Here is a 25,490-nt window from a genome sequence, read left to right on the forward strand (position 1 = left end):
TCTCAGACTCTGTTGGCGGGCTTCGGCTCGCAGAGCCCTCACTGTAAGCGCGTTTTTTGCGCTTGTTTGTTCATTCCTCGTGCAGCCTCATGCCATATTCATTGGCGTACAGCCTTTGTCATCCATACATAATTTTGGATAATAAAAGAAAGTATAAGGGGGAGGGTGGTGAAGTTCGTTGCTATTTTCAAACTGGTTCGGAAGGAAGAAGTATCGTTCGGTTCCAGCACAAATTAATCAGCCGCCTAGCGACTCGATCAGTGCGTCGTTGGCACAAAATATAACTTATTTGCAAAGTCAGTTCAGCCAAACTCCTGATTTGAATGTGCGGCATTTTATTATCAAGCAATCTGGGGAACAAGCAGCACTTGTTTATCTATATGGACTAGTAGATAAAAGTGCGATTAATAACAATGTACTTCGCCCACTTCAATTTGAAACGGGAAGCAGCGATTCGAGTTATGGTTTTTCGATAAATGTAGGCCAAATTAATCCGTTGATTTCTTGGCCACAAATCGAGAATGCTATTTTGCAAGGCAGTAGTGTTCTTTTAGTTGGCAGTCGGACGGAAGCTTATGCCTTAGGAACGCAAGGGTGGCCGCAGCGGGCGATTGAAGATCCACAGATTGAGGCATCTTTGAAAGGAGCGCATCAAGGCTTTGTTGAGACAGGCAGTCAGAATATTGCCTTAATCCGTCGCTACATTCAAAACCGTGAATTGAAAATTAAGGAACTAGTGGTTGGGCGAAGAGGAAACACCTTAATTTCTATCTTATATTTAGCTGATGTTGCACATCCAGAGGTGCTGATAGAACTGGAAGACCGGATTCAGCAGCTTGATATCGATGTCATCCTTAACACAGGTGAGTTGGCAGAGTTAATTGAGGATAATCCGTACTCCCCATTCCCGCAATTTATTACGACGGAAAGACCGGATGCAGCGGCTTCACAAATTTTGCAAGGAAGATTCGCTGTTGTCGTAGACCGTTCACCAAGTGTATTAATCGCACCAGTGGCCTTTATGTCGTTTTTTCAAAACATCGACGACTATAGCACGCGCTGGTCGATCGCTACTTTTATACGACTGCTGCGAATATTCGCTTTTTTCATCGCTATCTTTCTACCGGCTTTCTACATTGCTGTCATTTCCTATAACTTTGAGATCATACCCGTGAAATTACTGCTCACGATTGGTGAGTTCAGAGGTCGAGTGCCGTTCCCGCCGTTTGTGGAAGCGATCTTCATGGAGGTAACTCTTGAAATGATGCGGGAGGCTGGTGTGCGTCTCCCAGCACCAGTCGGGCAAACCGTTGGCATTGTCGGGGGCATTGTTATTGGACAAGCCATCGTTCAGGCAGGACTCATCAGCAATATCATGGTGATTGTTGTTGCTTCTACGGCTATTGCATCGTTCATCCTGCCCAATTATGATATGGTCGCAGCCGTCCGACTTATCCGCTTCGGCATGATGATAGCGGCATCCATGTTCGGCATAGTTGGCATCATTATTGGTTTGATGACGATGATCGGGCATTTGATAGCGCTCGAATCGCTTGGAACGCCGTACGGTACTCCTTTCGCGCCGGTTCGATTGGCTGATTGGAAAGATACGTTCCTTCGTTTACCGTTGTGGACAATGAGCAAGCGACCTCTAGGCACTAGAGCGACCCAATCAAAGAGGCAAGGAACAAATCGTCCAAAAGGTGATGGGAAATGAAGAAATATACTTACAATGAGATCACCTCTATGCAATATATTTTTCTGAATAGCGGTATTCAAGTGAGTGTGTTCTTTTTGGCTATGCCGCGAAAATTAGCTGAGAAGGCAGGCACAGATGGCTGGATCGCACTCATCATCGGCTGGGCTATTACGGTTGCAGCAAGCTTGATTGTTATTCTGGTGATGAAAAAGCACCCCGAAGGAACATTGTTTGATCTAATCGAACGATATTTGGGCAAATGGGCAGGCAGGGTGGTTGTCATCTTTTTTGCCCTTTATCTCTTTTACTACGCTTATACGGGGCTGATTGAGGCGGTTTTGCTCACGAAGGCATGGTTATTGCCGCAAACTTCGGCATCTACCGTCATGCTACTATTGCTCATTCCCACTTATGTGATTGCACGTAATGGACTTCGCGTCTTGGGCAGATACGCGGAACTTGTTTTTATTATCTCTATGTGGATACCTCTTGTATATTTATTTCCGCTCAAGGACGCCCATTGGCTAAATTTAGTCCCCTTATTAAAGGAAGGATGGAAGCCTGTATTTTCGGCGGTACCTACAACCTTCTTTTCATATATCGGATTTGCTACCACGTTTATTTTGTATCCGTTTTTGAAGAACAAACAAAAGGCTTCTAGCGCTATCATGATCTCCAATACACTGACGATGCTTGGATATTTGTTCATTACGGTTATCTGTTTTGTCTATTACAGCCCTAACGAAATTCAGAAGTACAACGAACCTATGGTTAATATCTTAGAAGCCATTGAATTTAATTTTGTAGAACGGATGGAAGTGCTGTTTATCGCGTTTTTTTTGCTTATTTTTTCATTAGCGTGGATACCGGCTATATACATGGGCGTATTTTGCACTAACTGGCTCCTCGGAAAACAGGATCACCGCAATCATTTGCGGGTACTGTGGTTCTTTACAGCGATTAGCTCGTTTTTCTTCTTACCAACTTTTAATCAGAGCGATCGAATGAATGATTTACTCAATCAGGTTGGAATTGCAGTCGAATATGTTTTTCCCAGTTGCTTACTCGTATATTTATGGCTGCATGACCGTTTTCAGTGGGGGAAGCGCTTATGAGCAAGCGGCTCCTTCATGTTCTACTCATCGCCATTGTTGTCGTCATCCCTCTGGGCTGCAGTGACAGGTTAGATATGGAAGACGCTGCTCATGCCTTATTAATAGGTTTTGATCTTGATAAAGAAAACGAGTTTATTCTATATAGCACAACTTCAGTTTTCAGCAAAAATGTTGCGAAAAAAACGCGCGAACTTAAAGTGAAATCACAGACGAATCGTCAATCAAGAGAAAAACAAGATAGCTATACACAGGGTGTTTTCCAAGGAAGAAGTATTCAAGTCCTACTAGTTTCTAAACGGATATTGCAGCAAGAAAATTGGTTCCGATTAACGGATGTTTGGTTTCGCGATCCGAAAAATCCATTAACGCCAAGGGTCATTGCTTTCGATGGACCTCTCTCAGAAATCATATATCTGAACCCGAAAGATCAACCGATGATGCCTTTATTGCTGCGGGAAATGGTAGAAACGAAGAATGCCCGATCGGAAACGGTAAAGACGACTTTACAGGGGCTAAACCAACAATTACGTGAAAAGGGGGTCACTCCTATCATCTCTGAAGTTCGAATAAAAGATAAGCAGATTGCGATGACTGGAACTACATTGTTGGATCATAAAGGGAAATATGCTGATTCTCTGAATATGCAGGAAACTATTCTACTGCGCATAATGCAAAAAAATACAAAAAAGAGCGTCAGCTTAACAATTCCCATTGCCGGCGAAATGAAGATTGGACCATTCCATACAGATAAAGTCAGTTTAAACGTGGATGATATAAAGGTGAAAATAAAGACCGCTTTCCTCAAGGAAAAATTTCAGTTCGATATGCACATTACCATGCGCGTTGGATTATCGGAGCTCTTATTCCCATATGACGTACGCAGTCATGGAAAAGAGTTGGAGAATAAGATTACCGAACAAGTGCAAATGCTGTTTGAAAACCTTATAAAGAAAATACAAACGGACAAAATCGATCCGATAGGGCTCGGTCTCTATGCGCAGGCGCATGAATATAGCCATTTCAAAAAAGCGGAAGATCATTGGGGTGAAACGCTGGCCAATGCGGACATTCATGTTTCCGTGAAAACAATCATAGGAGCCATGGGAACAGTGAAGTCAGTGAAGTAACAGCCTTCTAGGGGGACAACAAGTGAAAAAATATGCCTTGAATGAAATTACTTTCATGCAGTATATCTTTCTCAACTTTGGTATGGTTGTGAGCATCGGATTTTTGTCGCTGCCGCGAGTATTAGCCGAGCAGGCAGGCACAGCTGGTTGGATTGCGCTCATCATCGTTTGGGTTCTCTCCATAGTGGCGAGTCTGATCGTTATACAAGTGATGAAGAGGTACCCAGACGGTACTTTGTTAGATCTATTGACGGTGTATGTGGGCAAATGGGCAGGCAAAGCGGGAGCCGTCCTATTTGCCCTCTATCTCATTTACTACGGGTACACAGGTCTTGTATATACGGTATTGATTACAAAACAATATCTTTTGCAGCAAACTCCAGCTTATATCATTATGCTTCTGCTGCTCATACCCACTTATGTTATTGTGAGGAATGGCCCACGCATAGTTGGCAGATATGTGGAAGTGGTTATATTTCTATCCCTTTGGATCCCCTTTGTGTATTTGATTCCGCTTAAGGACGCTCATTGGCTCCGTCTATTTCCTGTTCTTAAAGAAGGATGGAAGCCTGTTTTTGCAACGTTACCTAGCACTCTATATTATCATGTAGGTTTTTCAACCACGTTTATTTTGTATCCGTTTCTCAAAAACAAGCGGATGGCCTCAGCAGGAATCGTTATCTCGTATACACTTACGTTACTCATGTATTTGTTCATTACCATTACCTGTTTCGTCTATTTCAGTCAAGATGAAATTATCACGTACAACGAACCGACGATCAATGTATTGAAAGCTATCGAGTTTAAAATTATATCACGAATCGAAGTGCTATTTATCGCGTTTTATTTACTTATCTTTTCATTGTCGTGGGTACCCACGATGTACATGAGTGTTTTTTGCACAACTTGGCTAATCGGAAAGCAGGACCACCGTAATCATTTGCGGCTGCTTTGGCTATTCATCGCTGTGGGCACATATTTCTTTATGCCTACTTTTTTTCAGAGTGAAAAGATGAATACGTTTCTTGGTCAGATCGGTTTTATTGTCGAGTACTTGGTGCCCGGTTGTTTACTCCTGTATGTATGGATACATGATCGTTTGGGGTGGAGGAAGCACTTATGAACAAGCGGCCGCTGTACGTTTTGATTATTATCATGATTTTCGTTATCATTCCGGGGTGCAGTGACCGTTTGGATATGGAAGATTCCACTAACAACCTCACTCTTGGCTTGGATCTCGATAGTGAAGACAACTTGCTTGTATACATGAATAGCCCCTCATACGGCAGAGGTATCAAGAAGAAAACACTAGAAGTCGAAGTGAAATCGCACACGATTCGTCAATCGAGAGAGCAACAAGATGAATTTGCGCCAGGAGTTATTACAGGCAGAAAGGTTCAGGTCATGCTTATCGGAAAACGTATCTTGGAACATGAGGACTGGTTCCGGATACTTGACGTCTTTTTTCGTGATATGAAAAATCCATTAACACCCAGAATCATCGCTGTCGATGGATCTATTTCCGACATTGTCAACCTACATCCGAAAGATCAGCCGATGTTATCTTTATTTCTGCGTGGGATGGTCGATACGAAGAGTGCTAGATCGGAAACGGCAAAAACAACGCTGCAGAAGCTGCATTGGCAAATGTATGAGAAGGGGGTGACACCTTATATTTCCGAAATTCAGTTGGACAAGGCCAAACAGATCAGGCTGACAGGCGTATCGCTGCTGGATCATAAAGGGAAATATAAGACCTCTCTGAACATAGAGGAAACTGGTTTACTTCAGATATTGAATAAAAATGCTAAGAAACCTGTTAGCTTTACACTTCCGATTCCTGGTGAAAAGAAGAGCGGCCCTTTCCAAACAGACCATTTAAGTATATCGGTTCAAGGCATCAAAACGAAAATAAAAACCTCGTACAAGCAGAACAAGTTTCAGTTCGATATCAACATTAAAATGCCAGCCGGTCTTACAGAACGCTTATTTCCTTTTGATGTACGAAAGAATGGAAAAGAGTTAGAGAAAATGATTTCTGAACATATGCAAAAGCAATTCGAGAACCTCATAAAAAACATACAGAAGCATCAAATCGATCCGATCGGACTTGGACTCTTCGCACGAGCCCACGAATATAGTCAATACAAGAAAGTGGAGGATCATTGGGGAGAAGCGCTGTCGCAGGCAGATATTCACGTTTCCGTTAAGGTGATCATAGGAAGCATGGGGCCCGTGAAGTGACTGGTTTGGAGCGGGTAACCACCTTTTTGACATCAAGTTGATAAAGATTGGCAGCAAAAATTTGCGTTTTTCAACTCATGCCTTTACACTTAAAACAAAAACGGAGTGGTGAAATGAGTAAAGGCAGAGTTTGGAATAAGGGTAAACGCAACGGGGGTGGCGGACCAGCGCCTGGAACGGGTTATAAGGAAAAGCTCGCGGCCGCCATGCAAGCGGAGGGGAAGTCTGTCGAAGTTATCGATCTTAAGAATCCGATAAATCAGGTTCAACGCATGAATCGTGAGAATTGGGTCGAGAGACCCGTTCGTGTTAACCGTGAACAACCTAAAAAGTAGTGCGGGTTAGCCTATCCAGACACTTTATGTGTGCTGAGTAGGCTTATTTATGCGTTCCGGTCAAGCTGGAGTGGAGCTAACGCATTGCTCGGAAGAGGGAGGTACAGGACTCGGCTCGAGTGAGAGTGTGGGTTTGTGGGGGAATAAAGAGGGGAGGAAATTGTTGTACAGCGTACAACAATTTCTATCCATTCGCCTAGGTACAGGTGAAAATTTATTGGAGCAGAAATCCCAAGTAACGTTCTCTTTAGCTCCCAAAATGCCCATCCATGTGATGGCTTCATAGAAACCGGCGAAGTCTAGCGTGGTCATTCCATCGAATAATATGAATGCCATTTTCATAACAGCCACCTGACCTTTCAATTGTCTTAAAAGCACAAAAAAGCATTTGATCATGGATCAAATACTTTGCCCAGGCGTACGGCTGTTTGCGATGTGCTCCCTCATGGTTATCCATGTTTACGCCAGTCACACATCGGTTAATTTCTATAATCTTACAATTTCCCTCGCCGAAATTCAATATCTTTTTTCAAGTGACAACTATGACTTAAACCTTTCGCGTCCCCATATGAATGGAAGAGGTGCTCGTAGCGCACGTCAGTATGGCTGACAAAAAAGGAGGGAATTACTCATGAAATCGGTATTTAAGCTTGAATTAGAGGAAGCAAGAGTCATGATCGCAGCAGGCATACAAGCGGCAAATGAAGCGAAAGCAGCTGAAACGATATGTATCGTAGACGATGGCGGGTATCTCATTGCGTTAGAAAGAATGAATGGCGCTCGCAATACGAGCCCGGAAATCGCCATAGCTAAAGCTTTTACAGCTAGCGGTCACAGGCGTTCTACGCATTTGTTTAATCAGCCCGGTGGTCCAGCGACCATTCATGGTGAGGCATTTGGGATTCATGCCATGATGCCTGGCAAATTTGCTATTTTCGTCGGGGGGCTTCCAATTGTGGTGAACGGGAGTGTCATTGAAGGAGTGGGTGTAAGTGGGGGGAATGGTGATGATGACATTGCGGTGGGGGTTGCGGCGTTAAAGGCGCTGCAGTCTTATTTGGGTAACATATATGATGTCATGACAGAGCCTGATATAAAGAAATAGGCCCATTTCAAATACGAAAGCCCCAGTCCCTCCAATGAAAGAGAGAACGGGGGCCTGTGTGTTAATTCAAAAGGCTTCTTACATATTGAACGGTTTCGTCAATCGTATCATCCGTTAGCTGTTCTAACGAGATATCGATCCCCGGTTTTACTCGATGCAGCTTCTCCAAGAATGTTTTTGTTTGGAAAATACCCTTGCCGGATCGCACTTGATCCAGCTTGCCGTTTTGCACGACGACATCCTTAAGATGGGCAAGGACGATACGGTCACCGAAAGCGGCAAAAGCCTGATCCAGAAATACTTCTTGTGACTCAACAGAAGCGGGTGGCAGTAGATTCACTGGATCAAACACAACCCCCAAATTACTGGATGGAACCTCATCCAAAATCCGAACCATTTTATCAATGTTAGATAACGTGTGAGTGACTACAGGCTCGAGTCCGATGAAGACACCCCAACGTTCCGCTTCCTCTGCCAATTCTTCAATAGTTTGCTTAAGGGTCTCCCAACCAATGGCCTCATAACGCTCGGAATCTTGCGAAAAGTACGTCGTTAGGTCAGCCGTTTCCGTCGCAACGATTGAGGTGCCAAAATCTCTGGCGAAACGCAGATGTTCCTTGAACCGGTTGATTTCATGACGCCGCTGCTGCGGATCAGGATGAATTGGGTTGATATAACAGCCAAGAACACCAATCCGGATGCCAGCACGGTGGAATTGCTCACCAATGTGGTTGGCCAGAGCAGGGCTGAGTCTGCCGAGACTGGTGTCAATATCACTAATCGCTTTACCGAGTGCCAATTGAACGAAGTCAATGCCTCGTCCGCTAAGCTTCTCTGTTAATTCCTTCAATGGAAGATGTCCAGTAGTATGGGCTAACGTTCCGATTCCCATCTATCTAGCCATCCATCCGCCGTCCACGCACAGCACGTGTCCGTTCATATAATCTGATGCATGTGATGATAAGAAAACAACGGGACCTTTCAAATCCTCAGGTGAGCCCCAACGGCCTGCCGGAATTCGATCTGTAATGGATTGTGTGCGTTTCTCATCCTTGAGGATAGGAGCTGTATTATTGGTCGTCATGTATCCAGGAGCAATGGCATTGATCTGGATGCCTTTCCCAGCCCACTCGTTCGCTAATGCTTTGGTAACACCAGCGATAGCATGTTTACTCGCTGTGTAGCCAGGAACATTAATGCCACCTTGGTAGGTCAACATGGAAGCGATGTTCACGATTTTGCCGCTGCCGCGCTCAATCATATGGCGGCCAATCAGTTGGCATAGGAAGAACGCAGAGTTCAAGTTCAGGTCAATGACATCGTGCCAATCTTGACGTGCATGGTCGACTGCCGGTGTACGACGGATGATTCCGGCATTATTCACGAGAATATCGACGCCGCCGTAGATGCCGATGGCTTTGTTTACCACATCCTCAAGGATGTCTTCGTTGCTAAGATCGGCTGCGATCAGTTCGGCTTTGCCGCCTAATGCTCGGATGGCTTCCACCGTTTGAACGCTTTCGGAAGAGGATACAGCAATGACGTTTGCGCCTGCTTCAGCAAGGCCAATGGCCATCGCTTGACCAAGACCGCCGGAAGCGCCGGTAACGAAGGCTGTTTTGCCTGTTAAATTAAAAAGTGTCATGAAGGATACTCCTTTTCACTATTGAGTTACAATCTGGATACCAGCATCACGGTACTGCTTGGCAATATCAGCGGGAAGGGCACTGTCAGTTAAGATCATGGCCACTTCGGACAAGGAAGCGAACGTTCGTAAGGCACATTGGCCGAATTTGTAATGATCGGCAACGCCGTAAACCGTTGCGCTGGATCTAATCAATGCCCGTTTATAATCGGCATGATCACTTGTGTAGATGGTAAAGCCATGCTGCAAATGAATACCAGTGGCAGAAATGAACGATTTCTGAATGTTGAGCTTACTCACATATTCCACGGCTTCGGGACCTGCGAGGGTGTTGCGCAGACGGTAGCCGCCTGGAACAACCAACCGAATTTCTTCCTTATGCAAGAGCTCGGAGATAATAAATAAATCGTTTGTTACAACAGTAAGCGGCTGATTATCCAGCCGCCTAGCAATTTCAAGTGTTGTACTGCCCCCATCGAGGGCAATAATATCCCGTGGTTGAATGTATCGCAAAGCAATCGTCGCGATTTCGGATTTCTGATCGGCATGCTTAATGATCGGCTCTTTTGTTGAAAGGATGCCAAGCTGATCACTTTGAGCGAGCACCGCTCCGCCATGAATGCGGACAAGCAGCCCTTTTTCTTCAAGTTTGGCCAAATCTTCGCGAATCGTTTTGCCTGTAACGTCCAGCCGTTCGCTAAGCTCGTTCACGGTTACTTCTTTCTGCGCCAGAAGTATTTCCATAATAGTTTCATATCTGCGTAAAGGGTTCATCGGTTGTCATCCGTTTCTAAATAGAGGTTACCGACTATTTTAAATCTTTCATGGCCACGGCGTCCATATCATCAAACATTTGATTTTCGCCAGCCATGCCCCAAATGAAGGTGTAGTTGTTCGTGCCAACACCGCTATGAATGGACCAGCTTGGGGAGATGACAGCTTGCTCATTGCGCATAACGACGTGACGTGTTTGCTGCGGCTCACCCATCATGTGGAAGACAACAGCATCTTCCGGCATGTCAAAGTAGAAATAAACTTCGGAACGGCGATTGTGTGTATGAGAAGGCATAGTGTTCCACATGTTGCCTGGTTTCAGAAGTGTCATCCCCATTACGAGTTGACAGCTTTTTACGCCGCCAGTGTGGATGTATTTGTAAATCGTACGCTCATTCGAAGTATTGATGCTGCCTAAGTGAGTAGGAGTAGCTTCGCTAATGGCCACTTTCACTGTTGGATAGGTTTGGTGAGCAGGTGTTGAATTAAAGTAGAATTTCGCAGGCTCGGCAGCGTTATCACTAGCAAACGTAATATCCTTCGCGCCAAGACCAATATAAATGCAATCTTTGGAATCCATGTTGTAAATCGTACCATCAACAGTGATCGTGCCTCTGCCGCCAACATTAATAATACCGATCTCGCGGCGCTCTAAGAAATAATCAGCAGCCATTTCTTTCTTGTCAGCTTGTAATTGAAGTGCGCCTGTAATAGGAAGCACGCCGCCAATGATGAAACGGTCAACATGGGAGTACACTAATTTAATTTCGTTAGGTGAGAACAAAGCGTTAATTTGAAATTCAGCTTGCAGGCGTTCCGTGTCAAATTGCTTAACTTCATTCGGGTGTGATGCGTAGCGGATATCCATCGGTTAATCTCTCCTTAAAATTGGTTTATTTATGTTGATATACGTTCATATAGGTTTAATTTACTCCATTAATGGGGTTTAGGCAAGGGTTTTTGGACCTATGTTTCAAAAGTTTCACTAAAGGTGAATAAAGGATACGGAATAAGTAAACAACAAGCAAACGAGATTATGTTACAACTAGGAGGTTAGCGCATGGATAAAAGTCATTATTTCGATCACGTATGTAACGACACGATTCCCACTCTGCCTGAGGAAGAGTCCACAACACCGACAGATATGCTCAGTGAGGCAGTCGAGGAAATCATGGATAATGTGAAAAAAGTGTTCTCGACCAGTGAACCTGATGATCGAGATTAGGAAGTGGAGTAGCTTCTCCTGAAGATGAGAGAGTGCTAAAAAGGACCTTATTGTCTACATGTGTAGATAACAAGGTCCTTTTGTCATATATGTTTTCCTAGCGTTTTGTTTGTTGTGCATCATTCCGGCCAGTTTGATTCATTCTCCATTGGATCGGAGTCATGCCTGTAATGCGTTTAAACACGGTGGCAAAATGTTGACTGGACGCGTAATCCAATTCATTCGCGATCTCTGTGACAGTATCCGAGCCATCAATCAGCAGTCCGCAAGCTCTCTTAATTCGTGCACGTTCAATAAATACCATTGGCGGGAGCCCTGTATATTCCTGAAAAGTACGGAAGAAATGGGAGGGACTGATCCGGACAAAATTAGCCATCTCTTCAATGGTAGGGCGCCATTGCGGCTTTTTCTCGATCCGGCCTATCAGTGTTTCCAATTGACGTAATAGATCGTCAGCGAGAGAGACCATTTGTTGACTAGGCTGAAGAATGCGAAGCAGCAACCCAAGCAGCGCTTGGCGGGTAGAGGAGGTTCGTAATGGACCGTTGGAATTTAGCGCACTTCGCAACTTTCTAATGTCGTCAACGGCCTGCAGTCCAGAATGGCTAACTCTCGGTAATGCCTCTAGTGCATGTCTGAAGCACTCACGCTCGTCTTGCGGCAAGCGCAACCAGTCTTCCGAATGCGGTGGTGTAACGATGAACCACCAGAAACGGCTGGGCTCAATCACGTTGAAGCCGCCGCGGTGAATCTCGCCTGGACTTGTGTGAAACACGTCGCCTGCTTTGGTCTCATAGACGTGCCCGTCCAGCTCCCAGCTGGCTTTACCCCGTTCGACCAGAACAAATTCATACCCGGCATGCTTATGATAGGAGAGGGGTAATGCCGATCTAATCTCATCGAAGCCGAAAAGGAGCAATTCCGGAACGCCTGGTATGCGATCTTCCGTATGGATGTCGTAAGTCCAGCGTGGACTTTGTTTCGCAGGCAAGGGGAGGGCCTCCTCTATGTTCGAATGTTCTTATTTGTCTGATATGTTTCTCATACTACTTTGTAGCTGTATGAACGTCAATCAACCTGGGATTAAGTATGATGAAAGCAAGACGTATAAGGAGGAATTTACGATGACTTTGCAAGTAGAGAGAACGTACAAAATTACGGCTCAGGATAAGGATACATTCAATCGCGACGGTTACTGGATATCTCCGAAACTGCTGGACGACGATCAAATCGCGCGGTTGCGACATGCGCATGAACGGGTTTGGACTAGCGATTACGATGGCGATGGGCTTCCGATGAACCATTACCGTGCGAACTCGAATCCTGATTCCTTACGCAAGCTAGATAATGGATGGTGGATCAATGACGAGATCCGAAGCACCGTTACGGATCCGTTTATCGGTGAGCTTGCAGCTGATTTGCTGGAGACGGATGAAGTTCGACTGTGGCACGATCAGGTTATTTATAAACCAGGTGTTGGCAACAAGGAGACACAGTCTGGCAACGTTGGCTGGCACCAAGATTATGGCTACTGGCAGTGCTCTAGCAATCCGAATATGATCACCGTATGGATCGCGCTTCAGGATACAGATCTAACCAACGGCGGGATGATGACCATTCTCGGCTCCCACAAGTGGGGGCTAATACCTGATAGCAACACGTTCTTCGATCCGAACATGGAGGAGCTAAGGAACAAGTATGCGGCTGGTCGCGAATGGGTCGAGGAGCCCTGCATTTTGAAGGCTGGTCAGGCAAGCTTTCATCACGCTCTTACATTCCACGGGTCCGGAGCTAATAAGACGAATGAGCCTCGTATGTCAGTCGTCGCGCATCTGATGCCAGGCGGCACGAGCTACCGCGCAGGCGTGCAGCGTCATGACAATTCCCGTTTGCTAGGACCGCGCCCTTATCATGGTCAGGCTTTTGCAAATGAGTATTTTCCGGTTTTGTTTAAACGATAATTATGGTGCCGAATCCCTTCCATTACAAAATCCCTTCCCATCGAAGGGATTTTCTTTTTACCTGCAGGCGGTTACAATTGCTTAATAATGACACAGCTCTTCTGGAGATGAAGCATATGGCGAATCCATTGGAACATTTTAGTTTTCATCATATCGATTCCGCGACAGTCGGTACGATTGTATATCCACCGGGTGGCCGGTATGGTCCTCGCATCCAACAAGATATTCAGCTCGTTCTCTTACATACGGGTTCTATGGAAGTGACCATTGATGGCGATCTCTTCCGATTGGAGCCCGGCAATGTGGCATTTCTGAAGCCTGGGCACATCGAGTATTTCACATTTGCGAATGAGCAGGACAGTTGGCATCGTTGGGTGGCCATTAGCGTCCAACCGTTATCAGAAGATGAAATGAAAGCGTTAGAGCAGGTTCCGTTTAGCCTCCCGATTTCTGAACACTTGAATCGAATAACTGACCTTATGCTATCGATCCGATCCGAGCATGCAGATACAGGAACAGTCATGAGAAGTCTCGGTCACACAGCGATTCAATTGTTTCTATCCGAGTTGTCCAAAGCGCAGCTGCAGCAAGACATCCATCCTTCTGTTTTACTTGCCAAATCATACATTCATCAAACATTTAAAGAAAACTTGAGTCTGCCCTTAATAGCTGCTCATGCGGGAGTTTCGGATGAGCACTTGGTCCGGCTTTTCCGTAAATACGAGCAAACGACGCCGATTAAATATGTGTGGCACTATCGTGTACTGCGCGCTATGGAGTTACTAGCCCATACAGGTTTATCGATATCGGAAATCGCTCATCGAAGCGGGTTCCAAACCAGTTACCACTTCGCGCGATTGGTGAAGCAGCAAACAGGTAAAACTCCTTCAGAGATAAGGACTTCCTCTTGGAAGAAAGGAGATTCCCATGCAGAAAAGCGGTAGCCTTTTCACCTCATTCTTGACTGAGTATCACTGCCATCCACAAGTGATGGCGTATTATTATAAACAATGGCAAGGCTTCAATATGCCCTTTCATCGTCATGATGCGGTAGAAATCATGTATACCATCCAAGGTTACTGCGACGTTGAAATCCAGACTTTCCCTACACAAACCGGGAGAGTTAGTCTCAAAAAGGGAGAGTTCATTATTATGGACGCCAATGTCTCTCATCGATTGATCGTTGACGAGGCTGCCCCCTGTAGAATGCTAAATGTAGAGTTCCGTTTTACCCAGCAAAAGGGTGTGTTTCCATCTATTCATCAACTGGCTGCAGAAGACAAGCTATTGGCTTCTTTCCTTGAGGTCAAATCTCCTTATTTGGTACTGCGCGACCCCGATGAGGTTTATCATATTATGAAAAGCTTGGTGCTTGAACTGGATAAAGCAGACGCCAAAAGTGAAACGATGGTGCAATTGCTCATCGCTCAGCTGCTCATACGAATTGCGCGACTTAGACAAGAAGCAGCAAGCAGCGGGCTGGCGCAAACTGAGTGGTATGTGAAACAAAGCATGGATTTTTTGCATCAGAACTATGACCGCGACATTCAAGTGAAGGATATTGCTGGAGCCGTAAATTTACACCCCGGGTATTTGCAGCGGATTTTCAAATCGTTAACAGGGCAAACCCTAATGGCGTATTTAACCGTGATTCGAATGGAAAAAGCCAAAATGCTGCTGCTGGAAACAGATGTACCGATTTCAGAAATATGCGATTATATCGGGGTTGGAAGCCGACAGTATTTTCATATGCTTTTCAAAGACTATACCGACTTAACCCCTACGGAATATCGTAAATCAATGGAAACTGAGAAGAGGGAATACCCAGAAAAAAGTTAGGATTTTTGACAAAACTGCTACGATGAAGTTAGGAATTTGATAACGTTTTCTCTTTCGCTCTTGATACAATGTGAATTGTAGATAAACGATAGAGAGGACGATAAATATGTCATTTAAGGTAGCTTTTATTGGAGCAGGGAGTATTGGATTTACACGCGGACTACTACGAGATTTGTTAGCGGTACCTGAATTTCACGATATTCAAGTCGCTTTTACGGACATCAATCAACATAATTTAGAGATGGTCACCGAGCTATGTCAAAGGGATATTCGAGAAAATGGGTTGAATATTGAGATTCAAGCTAGTACAGATCGTAGAGAAGCTTTGAAAGATGCGAAGTATGTCTTATGTACGATTCGTGTGGGAGGTCTGGAGGCTTTTGCCACCGATGTGGATATTCCCCTAAAATACGGTGTTGACCAATGTGTAGGCGACACGCTATGTGCAGGCGGTATTATGTATGGTCAGCGCGGCATCTCGGAAATGCTTCGCATTTGCCAAGATATTCGTGAAGTGGCGGCGCCTGATGTGCTGCTGTTGAATTATGCGAATCCGATGGCCATGCTGACTTGGGCTTGCAACAAGTACGGCGGTGTGCGGACGATTGGTCTCTGTCACGGTGTTCAGCATGGGCATCAACAAATCGCGGAAGTGTACGGCTTGGAGAAAAAGGAAGTAGATATTATTTGCGCAGGCATCAATCACCAAACTTGGTATGTGCAGATTCGTCACAACGGTCAGGATTTGACTGGCGGTCTGCTTGAAGCCTTCGAGAATCATCCGGAGTTCACGCGTACGGAGAAAGTGCGTATCGACATGCTGCGCCGCTTTGGTTACTACAGTACAGAATCCAACGGACATCTTAGCGAGTATGTGCCTTGGTACCGAAAGCGTGCTAGCGAAATCCAAGATTGGATCGACATGGGCAGCTGGATTAATGGAGAAACAGGCGGCTATCTGCGTGTTTGCACGGAGGGACGCAATTGGTTCGAGACGGATTTCCCGAACTGGATGAAGGATAAAGCAATTGTTTACACGGCGGAGAAACGCAGTGAAGAGCATGGCTCCTATATTATTGAAGGTCTTGAAACCGGACGCGTGTACCGCGGACATTTCAACTTAGTCAATAACGGCGTTATCTCGAATTTGCCAGATGATGCGATTATCGAAGCACCAGGCTACGTAGATCGCAACGGCATCTCGATGCCGCATGTTGGAGACCTGCCGATCGGACCCGCAGCGGTATGCAATGTGAGTATTTCCGTGCAGCGGCTTGCTGTGGAAGCGGCCGTGCATGGTGATGATAAACTGCTTCGTCAAGCATTTATGATGGATCCACTCGTAGGAGCTGTCTGCAATCCCAAAGAAATATGGCAGATGGTTGATGAAATGTTGGTCGCACAGGAGGCATGGCTGCCTCAGTATGGCGCGGCGATTACAGAAGCAAAGCAACGTCTCGCAGCTGGAAACCTTGTTCCAACGCGCAGCTATGAAGGTGCAGCACGCTTGAAGGTGAAGACGGTGGAAGAAATGCAGCAGGATCGTGAAGCTGCGAATAAAAATGCAGGTGAAGCGGACAAAGGGAAGGATCGCGCAGCGGTTAACTCGTAATGTTCGTTTGGATTCAAGTGTGTTCATTTAGGTGCTTTTCAGATATAATTAAAAAGTAAGTGAAGGACCGCTTGCGGTCCTTTTATTTTTTCATTAGAGCGTTTCATTATGAAAGGGGAAAGCCAGATGTCTAATATTGGCGTATGGGAAGCAGCCGAGCCAGGCGTTCAGCGCTGCATTCTGAAAGCTGAGGTTGGCTTAATGATGATGGAGGTTCATTTCGAGCCAGGAGCCATCGGTTACCAACACAGCCATGTTCATGAACAAATGTCCTATTGCTTAAAAGGGAAAATTGAGTTTACCATAGATGGTGTGGTGACCGTTATCGAGCAAGGTCAGACGATATACATACCAAGTAATGCCAAGCATGGTGTTACGGCATTAGAAGAATCCGCGTTGTTAGATGTCTTCACACCGATTCGCGAAGATCTTGTAAAACGGTAACCAGTTGCGCTTGCAGCTGGTTTTTCTTTCCCAAACTTTGAATGCGCTTGCAATCTCAACGGAAAGGAGGCTGAATATGAGTAGAAGAGGTCGTAGAGCTTGGATTTGGTTCTACAGAAACTTGTTTTTGCGTGATCGTCCACTGACAGTTAAACTGCTCGTCTATTCGGGTATGCTGGTTGTCATTCCGCTGCTTGTGGTTGGGATGATTTCTTATCAGAAATCATCCGAAGTGCTGCGCGAGGAAGCCAATTTGAGTAATAAGCAAATCATTGAGCAAGTCAAGCTGCATATCGAATACTATATTCGAGATTTTGAGATCGACTCGATTCGCATGCAGAATCATCCTTCGATGCAGCAGTTTCTAAGGATGACAAGCGAAGAGGAAGTGAAGAATTCAGGCATCCGCGAGCCCATGATGCAGCTTTTGAATGACACGGCTTACTCCCGATCAGATATTTCTAGGATCATGTTGGTTATGGAAAATCAAACGGTCTTGGATACAAGCATGAACAAAAATGTGACCCCGGCGCTGCAATTTATACAGGAGCCATGGTTTACCAGTGTACCCTCTAACAGTGATATTATGTTGATCATCCGACCGCCTTCTCAGCGTTACGAGCTGGAATATGTGCCTGTTCTCTCCATCGTGAAACGTTTAGTGAGTCCTCTCACTTTAGAGCCCGTTGCTACGTTAATTATGGAAGTCAACTTCAAACGGATTCAAGAGATTGCTGAACGGGTTACAATTGGACGTACGGGGTATTTATCTATTCTTGATCCCAACGGGCGTTATATTTATTCACCGGAGTACACGGAAATCGGTCATTTGGCGAATTGGGATCAGTTAGAATGGATTTTACAGCAGGAAAGCGGATCTTACCAAGCGCAAACGGGCGATAAGCCTTTTTACACCTTCAGCCTGTCCTCCTATTTAAATTGGCGGTTGGTGACGACGATCCCTGAAAAAGAATTGACACGTGGAACGGCGTATATTCGGCGAACGATTTGGTGGACGGTCCTTGCCACATTAATGATGGCCTATTTGATTGGGATTGGTTTTGCTACGAGTATCGTTCGACCTGTAAGGGCGCTGCAATTTTTCATGAAAAGAGTGAAAGAGGGCGACTTTCTGGCTCGTGTGGATATCGAATCCAAAGATGAGATTGGGCAGTTAACGAACGATTTTAATAAAATGGTCGAAAAGCTTCAGGTGCTGCTCGATGAAATTTACTACTCTCAGCTCCGAGAGAAGGATCTTCAACTGCGCCAAAAAGAGACAGAGCTGAAAGTGCTGCAATCGCAGGTTAATCCACACTTTCTCATGAACGCTTTGGAAACGGTGCGCGGGATGGCATTGGAAAAGGATATGACCGATATCTCAGTGCTAGTTGCTTCCCTTGCTCGTCTACTGCGTTACAATTTGAATCATGCTGGGGCAACGATCTCCTTGCAGCAGGAAATTCAGATATGCGACATGTATTTACGGATTCAGAAATATCGGTTTGACGATAAACTCACCTATGAATTCCAAATCCCTGAATGGGCAGAAGGACAAATCATCGCGAAGTTCGCTTTACAGCCCTTGGTTGAAAACTGTGTCGTTCATGGCATTGAAACGAGTGCACAACCTGTTCATATTGTCATTTCAGCTACTCAAATAAATGACCACCAATTCGTTGTTGAGATTCAGGATAGCGGTGTTGGAATTCCGGCTGCGAAACTCCGCGCCTTACAGCTCGATTTGCTGCAGAAGGACATGATTACGGCGGTATCTCAGATCGGCATCGTCAACGTACACCGGCGTATCTCTTATCTGTTTGGTGACGCTTATGGTCTGGAGCTTGATAGTGGCGCAAATGCAGGAACTTTGGTGAGAATCAAGCTGCCGCTGAAGACTCACGGAGAGGAAGGGAGGTAGGAGAACATGTACAAAGTCATTCTCGTGGACGATGAAAGATGGGTTCGTGTCGTACTTCGCAAAGCCGTGGAACAAACAAGGCTGCCTTTCAAAATCGTACAGGAATGCGCGAACGGTTTGGAAGCTATGGATGCATTGTTAGAGCATAGCGCCGATTTAGTTATCTCGGATGTAAAGATGCCGATCATGGACGGCATTGCTTTGGCGGAACAGATGACGCAAGTATCAGCTAATTTAATCCTAGTGAGCGGGTATGACGATTTTCAGTTAGCTCAGAAAGCGATACGTTATGGCGTAAAAGATTACTTACTGAAACCCGTGGAAATGGAGGCGATGGCGGACTGTTTGGGCCGATGGATGCAAGACAGGACAACGAATACAGCGAGGCGGTTGGCGGATTCCCCGCTAATCGGTACGGACGAACTGTCAGCCATTGAACAAGTGCAGCAGTTTATCAGCTCGAACTTATCCAGAGATATTAGCTTAACCGATGCCGCAGCTTTGGTACATTTGAATCCCAGCTACTTGAGCCAACTTTTTAAGCAGCAAACGGGAGGCAAGTTCGTCGATTATGTCATTGAAATGCGCATGGAGGAAGCGAAGAAGCTGCTTATAAAAACGTCTTTACGTGTTTCTGAGATCTCGGAACGGCTTGGTTATGGGGATATTTCTTACTTCAGCAGTACGTTCAAAAAACTGATAGGCTGCTCCCCTTTGGAATATAGGAAATGTGGCGGGAGGCTGGATGAAGCCAAATGAAAAGGACACCTGAGGGGGAGATTGCACCCCTTAGAATGTCCTTTTTTTTGCTTTGTTTTGAATGGCTATTTTCTAGCTTTCTCGATCGCTTCTAACGTTTCTTTATAGTCGTTGCGGTACTTCTCGATTACAGGCTTTACAGCATCTTGCCATGGCTTAAGGTCGGATACATCCGTAATTGTAACTCCCGCCGCTTTCACTTTGGCTTCGGAATCCTTCTCGAATTTATCCCATTCTGCTTTTTGCGTTTTGACGGATTCAAGAGCAGCCTTTTTAATAAGTGCTTTATCGTCGGCCGACAGCTTATCCCAAGCTACTTTAGAGATCAAAAGGACTTCAGGTACTCGTTGGTGCTGGTCAAGAATGAGATTTTTGGCTTGTTGAAAATGGTTGGATGAGAAGTAGCTCGGATAGTTATTCTCAGCGGCATCGATGACACCTGTTTGCAACGCATTGAAGACGTCTCCATAAGGCATTGGGGTTGCATTCGCGCCAAGCGCGTTCATGAGGTCAATGTTGACCTTATTTTGGATAACGCGTATTTTGAGTCCTTTCAGATCGGCGATGCTTTTAATCGGCTTCTTTGAATAGAAATGACGAGCCCCTGAGCTGTAATACGCCAGTCCTTTCATACGTGAAGACTCTAAGCTATCGAGCAGCTTCGTTCCTTGCTCGCTTTCTAAGAATTTCCATTGATGATTATCATTATCGAAAATGTAGGGCAAACTGAACACCTCATACTGCTTGTTGAACCCGCCAAGTGCTCCTGTACTAACACGAGTGAATTCAATAGCGCCAAGCTGCACTTGCTCGATTACAGCTTTCTCCTCTCCGAGTTGGGAGGCAGGGAATACATCGATTTTGATGCGTCCATCCGATGCTTGATTGACGAGTTCGGCGAATTTCTTATCGCCTAGTGTCGTTGGGTAGTCAGCAGGGTGTGTCTCAGCCAGACGGAAATTTAATTTAGGACCATCGGCTTTCTTCGTTGCTGCTGCAGGGCTTGCGGCTCCAGGAGTCGTTGTTGAACCGCTATTCGTCGGTGTACTGCCGCCACCGCAAGCAGCGAGTAAAAGACTAGTACCAATCACTGTACTTAGAGCCGTGATGTATTTTCTTTTCATTTTCATATCGAATATTCCCCTTTTTATCGTAATAATTGAGTTGTTTCCTTATTTCATTAAGTTAGGAAGCCACATGACCAGCCCAGGGATATAGGTAAGGATCATGAGCACGACGCACATGACATAAAAGAATGGCATCATGGCTTTGGTGCCTTCCGAAATCGAAATATTTCCAATCGCAGAGCCTACGAAGAGGACGGTTCCGACAGGCGGTGTTAGCAGTCCAATGCCTAAGTTTAACATCATAATGATGCCGAAGTGAACAGGATCCATGCCAAGGGCCGTCACGACCGGAAGTAAAATAGGCGTCATGATTAAAATGAGTGGAGCCATATCCATCGGAGCACCCAGTAAGAGCAGCAAGACGTTGATGATCAGCAAAATGACAATGGGGCTGTCTGTGATGCCCAGCATCCAATCCGTTAACATGCCGGGAACTTTGAGAAAGGCTAATACCCAACTGAAGGTAGCAGAGGCAGCTATCAGGAAGAGCACCATAGCTACGGTTCGAAATGTACGTTGGAGAATGATCCACATCCGGCTTATGGGAATATCTCGATACACTAGAAAAGTGAGAATAAAGGCGTATAAACAAGCTAATGCGCCGCTTTCTGTAGCCGTAAACCAGCCTGTGAATATACCGCCTAGAATGATGACGGCTGTCAGAAGGGATAGCAGACCATCTCGTACAATCTTTGGAATTTCTCGCATTGGCACTGCCTCACTCTTCGTATAGCCGCGCTTGATAGCGATGATATAACTCGTGATCATCAGCGAGACACATAGAATCAAGCCCGGGACGATGCCCGCTAGGAAAAGCGATGCGATGGAGATTCCACCGCCAGCCGCTAGGGAATAAAGGACGAGGTTGTGGCTTGGCGGCACAACAACGCCTTGAATAGCGGCTGAGACCGTAACGCCAACTGCGTAATCGGTATCATAACCCTTTTTCTTCATCATCGGAATCATGACAGAGCCGATGGAGGAGACGTCAGCAATGGCGGAGCCGGAGATGTTACCGAAGAACATACAGGCGACACAGTTGACCATGGCTAAGCCTCCGCGTATGCCTCCGACAAGAACTTGAGCGAGATTGATGAGGCGAAGTGCCATCTGGCCTTCACTCATGATTTGCCCGGCAAGAATAAAGAACGGTATGGTCAGGAGGGAGTAAGAGTTCATTCCCTGAATCATCGTTTGGCCCACAGTGGCCAGCGGGACTTTCAAGTAAAGCAAGGTGAGCAGTGAAGAGCCTGCTAAAGCCAATGAGATCGGAAAGCGGAGGACGATCAGACCAACAAAGGTGATACAAAGTATGAGAATAGCGATGGTCGGATCCATTATTCCGGGCCTCCTTCTTTGATGTGTTGATGCCGCTTCGTTTCGATACCAAACAACTGCAAGAGCGCATAGGCACAAGTCATGACGCCGGTTATCGGCATGATGACATACAGCGTGCTGTTAGGCAGGCCCGTCGCCGGTAATTCTGATTCGTTCATTATGACGGTGAAATCCCAACCGAAATAAACGAGATAGGCACCGAAGGCGAGAATGACAAGCTCGATGATTTTATCAAGAGCTTTATTGATGGGGGCTGGAAGCTTGTGGGTGAAGGAATCGATGCCCAAATGCAGCTTCTCGCGAAAACCAATCGCAATTCCCATGAAGGAAAACCAGATAAGAAGAAGCATGGTCACTTCCTCCGACCAAAAGAATACGAAGTCAAACAACTTGCGGGTCATGACCTGTACGGTGACGATGATGATCATACTGAGCAAACCGATGAGGGCGGCAGACTCGATACATGTATCAATACCGAGAGCAATTTTTCGAAGGATTCTCATCGTAAAGCGGACCTCCTCTCTCTAACTTTGTAAGTGCTTTCATTTGTGTGCCTTAAGTATAGCGCTCCTTTCTTGCGGCAGGTATGCCATTGTTTTTAGTTTTTTTTGTGGTTTTTTTAGATGTTTGACTCCAATATTTTAATTTCAGAGTCGTTCAGCTGCTTTGTAAGGTAGTGGGCTAAAGTGGTTACCGATGTTGTAATTTGTACAACAATTCGCACGCCGAAGGCTATTTTTCAGCTTGAAGTTGCAGTTCGTACAAAATTTCGAGCCCATTTGCTGCGAAATTGCCTATATCGGGCTAAATTGTTGTACATTCTGCAACAATGACGGGAGTGAAGCGGGTTTTAGGCAGAATTGTTGCACTTTCTGCAACATCACACCACCGATAATAGAGACTCACCCATCTTGCAACCCAGGACAGCAAAGATGTCGATGGATTCCGATGTAAGACACCTCTATGTTGAACTGGTTGGGATGAATGAAGGTCTATAGTTTCTGTAATTACATTCCTTCTAATAAGAATTGCATACCCATATAAACAGCTACAGCCCATATCATACAAGCAGAAACCTTGTTTAATTTGGCAATAAATTGGCCCCTAGGATCACGCTTACCCACAAGGCGTCCTGCGAACGCCAAACCGAAGAACCAGAGCCAGGAAACAAGAATAACGGTGACAGCGAACACCCATTTTTCTCCGCCAACATAATGTAAGGAATTTGTGCCTATTACACCAATTGTATCCAGTATAGCGTGGGGGTTCATTAACGAGACGGATGCTGCAAACAGGATTTGTTTTTTTGGTTCATTTTGCTGTTGTGAGGTCACCGAATCAGGTTTACTTTTCCAGAGTACCCATCCCATATATAACAGGAAAAAGAATCCAAATCCATAGAGCGCTGCTTGAAGCCAAGCGAAGGTTAATACGACGAAAGAAACGCCTAAGACTGCTAATAAAATAAGGATCGTGTCACAAACCGATGCCGTGAGGATGACAGGCAGTGCTTTAAGGTAAGATGTGCCGCGGGCACCTTGGTTGAATACGAAAACATTTTGTACCCCTACAGGCAGTATGAGCCCAAAACCCAAAATAAGCCCATGAAGAACAGTTTCTAGCAATACAATCTCTCCCATCTCGATGTCTAATTCCTCTCAAGTATAGAACAATCCTATCTTTTGTCTCCCACCAAATGGATGGCAAATCACCCAACCAAATGTTATATTTGAACGGGTTAGGAGAGGATTAAAACATGGACTGGAAACCGGACTTATCGTCGGAAACCCCACTATATATTCAGATTAAAGATTTTATTAAAAATAAAATATCGCTAGGCGAATGGGCGGTTGGGACCAAAATTCCTTCACAGCGTGCGCTGGCTGAACGCTTTGACGTCAATCGAAGTACGATTGTGACCGCACTGAGCGATTTGATTGCCGAGGGGTTGTTGGAGGGCAATACCAAAGGGGGGACTAGAGTCGTCAATAACTCTTGGAACCTTTTAGCTGCTTCGCCTCCCCCAGACTGGAGTTCTTATATACAAGCCGGCACTTATTATCCAAACCAGCCTGCCATACAGCACATTAATCGTGCCGAATTTCAAGATGGCATTATTCGTTTGGGGACTGGAGAGCTTTCTCCAGAGCTTCTTCCTTCTGAACAAATGAAACAGATTTTTGAAAAAAGTTCATTGAATCCTTTTTCAATGGGCTATGAAGAACCTAAGGGAAATCAGTACTTGCGGGAACAAATAGCTGCTTATTTGCATGAAATTGGCGTTCAAACTTCGCCCTCTAACATCCTGATCGTATCTGGCTCGCTCCAAGCGTTACAGCTCATATCCATCGGGTTGCTGCAGCGAGGCTCATCTATCCTTCTGGAAAAGCCATCCTATCTGTATTCTGTCCATGTGTTTCAATCTAGTGCAATTAAGCTGGTTGGGCTGCCCATGGATGAAGAGGGTATTCAGACGAATCAGATTAGCCGTTACAAAGAAGGCTACAACGCTTCGCTGCTTTATACCATCCCTACTTTTCATAATCCTACAAGCACGCTAATGTCAGAGCCAAGACGTCAAGAGCTGATGAGAATTTGCGCGGATGAGGGACTTCCAATTATTGAGGACGATGCCTATAGGGAGCTTTGGTTTGAAAGTCCGCCGCCTCTGCCGTTAAAGGCAAGGGATCCCAATGCATTGGTCCTCTATCTGGGGAGTTTGTCGAAGAGCTTAAGTCCAGGCCTAAGAATTGGTTGGGTGGTCGCCCCGGAACCTGTTATTGAACGGTTAGCTGATATCAAAATGCAGAACGATTACGGCTCGAGCTCGGTGTCCCAGTGGGCAGCAGCCGAATGGCTTGGAAGAGGCTTATATCAAGAGCATCTTCTCTATGTTAGAGAACAACTTAAGAAAAGACGGGATTTCACCGTTCAGTTGTTGAAGAGCAATTTTACGGAGATTGCCTCATGGTCAGTACCGGCAGGCGGGTTTTACATATGGGTTCGCCTCACTGTGGATGTATCTATGCAAATGCTTTTTGAGCGTGCTGTGAAAGCAGGGATTTTGCTGAACCCTGGTTCGATTTATGATAGAAATGCAGGAAGTTACTTGCGTATTTCCTATGCCTATGCCAAGCTTCATGAGCTTGAACGGGGGATTATGCAATTGGCAGAGATGATTAAAGAGTTAGTAATAGTAAGTAAAAAATAAATAAATTCC

Annotated in this window: 26 protein-coding genes and 1 riboswitch; of the genes, 17 read left to right on the top strand and 9 right to left on the bottom strand. The window is 45.5% G+C overall.

Features of this window, described 5'->3' with window-relative positions:
- Positions 1-178: 178 nt before the first annotated feature.
- From NYR53_RS13140 to NYR53_RS13175, 8 genes are all read left to right on the top strand, one after another.
- Complete coding sequence (locus tag NYR53_RS13140) at positions 179-1,717, top strand: spore germination protein (protein ID WP_437180148.1); 1,539 nt, start codon at positions 179-181, stop codon at positions 1,715-1,717.
- Positions 1,714-2,814 (top strand): GerAB/ArcD/ProY family transporter, encoded by a 1,101-nt coding sequence (locus NYR53_RS13145; protein WP_261305588.1) that lies wholly within the window; start codon positions 1,714-1,716, stop codon positions 2,812-2,814. The genes NYR53_RS13140 and NYR53_RS13145 overlap by 4 nt, the downstream gene beginning before the upstream one ends.
- The gene (locus NYR53_RS13150; protein ID WP_261305589.1) at positions 2,811-3,941 is read left to right on the top strand and encodes a Ger(x)C family spore germination protein; all 1,131 of its coding nucleotides are present in this window, start codon (positions 2,811-2,813) and stop codon (positions 3,939-3,941) included. Before NYR53_RS13145 ends, NYR53_RS13150 begins: the two co-directional genes overlap by 4 nt.
- 22 nt (positions 3,942-3,963) lie before the next feature.
- Positions 3,964-5,064, top strand: coding sequence for a GerAB/ArcD/ProY family transporter (locus NYR53_RS13155; protein WP_261305590.1), 1,101 nt, complete (start codon positions 3,964-3,966; stop codon positions 5,062-5,064).
- A complete protein-coding gene (locus tag NYR53_RS13160) occupies positions 5,061-6,185 on the top strand; it encodes a Ger(x)C family spore germination protein (protein WP_261305591.1) in 1,125 nt (374 codons plus the stop codon). The genes NYR53_RS13155 and NYR53_RS13160 overlap by 4 nt, the downstream gene beginning before the upstream one ends.
- 113 nt (positions 6,186-6,298) lie before the next feature.
- Positions 6,299-6,520: a hypothetical protein gene (locus NYR53_RS13165; RefSeq protein WP_261305592.1), complete on the top strand. Its 222-nt coding sequence runs from the start codon at positions 6,299-6,301 to the stop codon at positions 6,518-6,520.
- Between the two features lie 49 nt (positions 6,521-6,569).
- A complete protein-coding gene (locus tag NYR53_RS13170) occupies positions 6,570-6,806 on the top strand; it encodes a hypothetical protein (protein WP_261305593.1) in 237 nt (78 codons plus the stop codon).
- 117 nt (positions 6,807-6,923) lie between these two features.
- A riboswitch (ZMP/ZTP riboswitch) is annotated at positions 6,924-7,002 on the bottom strand.
- A gap of 149 nt (positions 7,003-7,151) precedes the next feature.
- On the top strand, positions 7,152-7,625 hold the full coding sequence (locus NYR53_RS13175) for a GlcG/HbpS family heme-binding protein (RefSeq protein WP_261305594.1): 474 nt from the start codon (positions 7,152-7,154) through the stop codon (positions 7,623-7,625).
- Between the two features lie 61 nt (positions 7,626-7,686).
- Here NYR53_RS13175 and NYR53_RS13180 read toward each other — a convergent pair whose 3' ends face one another.
- The 4 genes from NYR53_RS13180 to kduI are packed head-to-tail and all read right to left on the bottom strand — an operon-like array spanning position 7,687 to position 10,912.
- A complete protein-coding gene (locus NYR53_RS13180) occupies positions 7,687-8,517 on the bottom strand; it encodes a sugar phosphate isomerase/epimerase family protein (protein WP_261305595.1) in 831 nt (276 codons plus the stop codon).
- Positions 8,518-9,270 (bottom strand): 2-dehydro-3-deoxy-D-gluconate 5-dehydrogenase KduD, encoded by a 753-nt coding sequence (gene kduD, locus NYR53_RS13185; RefSeq protein ID WP_261305596.1) that lies wholly within the window; start codon positions 9,268-9,270, stop codon positions 8,518-8,520.
- A gap of 18 nt (positions 9,271-9,288) precedes the next feature.
- On the bottom strand, positions 9,289-10,044 hold the full coding sequence (locus NYR53_RS13190) for a DeoR/GlpR family DNA-binding transcription regulator (RefSeq protein ID WP_261305597.1): 756 nt from the start codon (positions 10,042-10,044) through the stop codon (positions 9,289-9,291).
- 34 nt (positions 10,045-10,078) lie between these two features.
- Positions 10,079-10,912, bottom strand: coding sequence for a 5-dehydro-4-deoxy-D-glucuronate isomerase (gene kduI / locus NYR53_RS13195; RefSeq protein WP_261305598.1), 834 nt, complete (start codon positions 10,910-10,912; stop codon positions 10,079-10,081).
- Between the two features lie 192 nt (positions 10,913-11,104).
- Between kduI and NYR53_RS13200 the strand changes: the two genes are divergently transcribed.
- Positions 11,105-11,269, top strand: coding sequence for a hypothetical protein (locus NYR53_RS13200; RefSeq protein WP_261305599.1), 165 nt, complete (start codon positions 11,105-11,107; stop codon positions 11,267-11,269).
- A 97-nt stretch (positions 11,270-11,366) separates the two neighbouring features.
- On the opposite strand, the gene NYR53_RS13205 is transcribed toward NYR53_RS13200, so the two are convergent.
- Positions 11,367-12,260 (bottom strand): AraC family transcriptional regulator, encoded by an 894-nt coding sequence (locus NYR53_RS13205; protein WP_261305600.1) that lies wholly within the window; start codon positions 12,258-12,260, stop codon positions 11,367-11,369.
- 133 nt (positions 12,261-12,393) lie between these two features.
- Between NYR53_RS13205 and NYR53_RS13210 the strand changes: the two genes are divergently transcribed.
- The 7 genes from NYR53_RS13210 to NYR53_RS13240 all read left to right on the top strand — a co-directional run bounded on the left by NYR53_RS13210 (position 12,394) and on the right by NYR53_RS13240 (position 19,805).
- Entirely contained in the window at positions 12,394-13,230 is an 837-nt protein-coding gene (locus NYR53_RS13210) for a phytanoyl-CoA dioxygenase family protein (protein ID WP_261305601.1), read from the top strand.
- Between the two features lie 116 nt (positions 13,231-13,346).
- Positions 13,347-14,174 carry a helix-turn-helix domain-containing protein gene (locus tag NYR53_RS13215; protein ID WP_261305602.1) on the top strand — a complete coding sequence of 276 codons (828 nt, stop codon included), beginning with the start codon at positions 13,347-13,349 and terminating at the stop codon, positions 14,172-14,174.
- On the top strand, positions 14,158-15,069 hold the full coding sequence (locus NYR53_RS13220; RefSeq protein ID WP_261305603.1) for an AraC family transcriptional regulator: 912 nt from the start codon (positions 14,158-14,160) through the stop codon (positions 15,067-15,069). The genes NYR53_RS13215 and NYR53_RS13220 overlap by 17 nt, the downstream gene beginning before the upstream one ends.
- A 106-nt stretch (positions 15,070-15,175) precedes the next feature.
- The gene (locus tag NYR53_RS13225) at positions 15,176-16,681 is read left to right on the top strand and encodes an alpha-glucosidase/alpha-galactosidase (RefSeq protein ID WP_261305604.1); all 1,506 of its coding nucleotides are present in this window, start codon (positions 15,176-15,178) and stop codon (positions 16,679-16,681) included.
- A gap of 126 nt (positions 16,682-16,807) precedes the next feature.
- Entirely contained in the window at positions 16,808-17,125 is a 318-nt protein-coding gene (locus NYR53_RS13230; protein ID WP_261305605.1) for a cupin domain-containing protein, read from the top strand.
- A 76-nt stretch (positions 17,126-17,201) separates the two neighbouring features.
- Positions 17,202-19,046, top strand: coding sequence for a sensor histidine kinase (locus NYR53_RS13235; RefSeq protein ID WP_261305606.1), 1,845 nt, complete (start codon positions 17,202-17,204; stop codon positions 19,044-19,046).
- Positions 19,047-19,052: 6 nt separating this feature from the next.
- A complete protein-coding gene (locus NYR53_RS13240; protein ID WP_261305607.1) occupies positions 19,053-19,805 on the top strand; it encodes a response regulator transcription factor in 753 nt (250 codons plus the stop codon).
- Between the two features lie 65 nt (positions 19,806-19,870).
- Here the strand turns inward: NYR53_RS13240 and NYR53_RS13245 are convergent, their stop codons facing one another.
- From NYR53_RS13245 to NYR53_RS13260, 4 genes are all read right to left on the bottom strand, one after another.
- Positions 19,871-20,935, bottom strand: coding sequence for a TRAP transporter substrate-binding protein (locus NYR53_RS13245; RefSeq protein WP_261305608.1), 1,065 nt, complete (start codon positions 20,933-20,935; stop codon positions 19,871-19,873).
- 42 nt (positions 20,936-20,977) lie between these two features.
- The gene (locus NYR53_RS13250) at positions 20,978-22,270 is read right to left on the bottom strand and encodes a TRAP transporter large permease (protein WP_261305609.1); all 1,293 of its coding nucleotides are present in this window, start codon (positions 22,268-22,270) and stop codon (positions 20,978-20,980) included.
- Positions 22,270-22,773: a TRAP transporter small permease gene (locus NYR53_RS13255; protein WP_261305610.1), complete on the bottom strand. Its 504-nt coding sequence runs from the start codon at positions 22,771-22,773 to the stop codon at positions 22,270-22,272. The genes NYR53_RS13250 and NYR53_RS13255 overlap by 1 nt, the downstream gene beginning before the upstream one ends.
- A 504-nt stretch (positions 22,774-23,277) precedes the next feature.
- Entirely contained in the window at positions 23,278-23,895 is a 618-nt protein-coding gene (locus tag NYR53_RS13260; protein WP_261306356.1) for a LysE/ArgO family amino acid transporter, read from the bottom strand.
- Between the two features lie 131 nt (positions 23,896-24,026).
- Here NYR53_RS13260 and NYR53_RS13265 point away from each other — a divergent pair, with 131 nt between their 5' ends.
- Positions 24,027-25,481: an aminotransferase-like domain-containing protein gene (locus NYR53_RS13265; protein WP_261305611.1), complete on the top strand. Its 1,455-nt coding sequence runs from the start codon at positions 24,027-24,029 to the stop codon at positions 25,479-25,481.
- Positions 25,482-25,490: the final 9 nt, after the last annotated feature.

Source organism: Paenibacillus andongensis (genome assembly GCF_025369935.1).
Taxonomy (GTDB): Bacteria; Bacillota; Bacilli; order Paenibacillales; family NBRC-103111; genus Paenibacillus_E; species Paenibacillus_E andongensis.

Bases quoted from the DNA above. Each gene is read 5' to 3' on its own strand.
- NYR53_RS13225 (WP_261305604.1), top strand. From the start codon at position 15,176: ATGTCATTTAAGGTAGCTTTTATTGGAGCAGGGAGTATTGGATTTACA.
- NYR53_RS13175 (WP_261305594.1), top strand. From the start codon at position 7,152: ATGAAATCGGTATTTAAGCTTGAATTAGAGGAAGCAAGAGTCATGATC.
- kduD (WP_261305596.1), bottom strand. From the start codon at position 9,270: ATGACACTTTTTAATTTAACAGGCAAAACAGCCTTCGTTACCGGCGCT.
- NYR53_RS13145 (WP_261305588.1), top strand. From the start codon at position 1,714: ATGAAGAAATATACTTACAATGAGATCACCTCTATGCAATATATTTTT.
- NYR53_RS13160 (WP_261305591.1), top strand. From the start codon at position 5,061: ATGAACAAGCGGCCGCTGTACGTTTTGATTATTATCATGATTTTCGTT.
- NYR53_RS13220 (WP_261305603.1), top strand. From the start codon at position 14,158: ATGCAGAAAAGCGGTAGCCTTTTCACCTCATTCTTGACTGAGTATCAC.
- NYR53_RS13230 (WP_261305605.1), top strand. From the start codon at position 16,808: ATGTCTAATATTGGCGTATGGGAAGCAGCCGAGCCAGGCGTTCAGCGC.
- NYR53_RS13200 (WP_261305599.1), top strand. From the start codon at position 11,105: ATGGATAAAAGTCATTATTTCGATCACGTATGTAACGACACGATTCCC.
- NYR53_RS13165 (WP_261305592.1), top strand. From the start codon at position 6,299: ATGAGTAAAGGCAGAGTTTGGAATAAGGGTAAACGCAACGGGGGTGGC.
- NYR53_RS13180 (WP_261305595.1), bottom strand. From the start codon at position 8,517: ATGGGAATCGGAACGTTAGCCCATACTACTGGACATCTTCCATTGAAG.
- NYR53_RS13210 (WP_261305601.1), top strand. From the start codon at position 12,394: ATGACTTTGCAAGTAGAGAGAACGTACAAAATTACGGCTCAGGATAAG.
- NYR53_RS13250 (WP_261305609.1), bottom strand. From the start codon at position 22,270: ATGGATCCGACCATCGCTATTCTCATACTTTGTATCACCTTTGTTGGT.
- NYR53_RS13240 (WP_261305607.1), top strand. From the start codon at position 19,053: ATGTACAAAGTCATTCTCGTGGACGATGAAAGATGGGTTCGTGTCGTA.
- NYR53_RS13265 (WP_261305611.1), top strand. From the start codon at position 24,027: ATGGACTGGAAACCGGACTTATCGTCGGAAACCCCACTATATATTCAG.
- NYR53_RS13215 (WP_261305602.1), top strand. From the start codon at position 13,347: ATGGCGAATCCATTGGAACATTTTAGTTTTCATCATATCGATTCCGCG.
- kduI (WP_261305598.1), bottom strand. From the start codon at position 10,912: ATGGATATCCGCTACGCATCACACCCGAATGAAGTTAAGCAATTTGAC.
- NYR53_RS13170 (WP_261305593.1), top strand. From the start codon at position 6,570: ATGCGTTCCGGTCAAGCTGGAGTGGAGCTAACGCATTGCTCGGAAGAG.
- NYR53_RS13190 (WP_261305597.1), bottom strand. From the start codon at position 10,044: ATGAACCCTTTACGCAGATATGAAACTATTATGGAAATACTTCTGGCG.
- NYR53_RS13255 (WP_261305610.1), bottom strand. From the start codon at position 22,773: ATGAGAATCCTTCGAAAAATTGCTCTCGGTATTGATACATGTATCGAG.
- NYR53_RS13245 (WP_261305608.1), bottom strand. From the start codon at position 20,935: ATGAAAATGAAAAGAAAATACATCACGGCTCTAAGTACAGTGATTGGT.
- NYR53_RS13235 (WP_261305606.1), top strand. From the start codon at position 17,202: ATGAGTAGAAGAGGTCGTAGAGCTTGGATTTGGTTCTACAGAAACTTG.
- NYR53_RS13150 (WP_261305589.1), top strand. From the start codon at position 2,811: ATGAGCAAGCGGCTCCTTCATGTTCTACTCATCGCCATTGTTGTCGTC.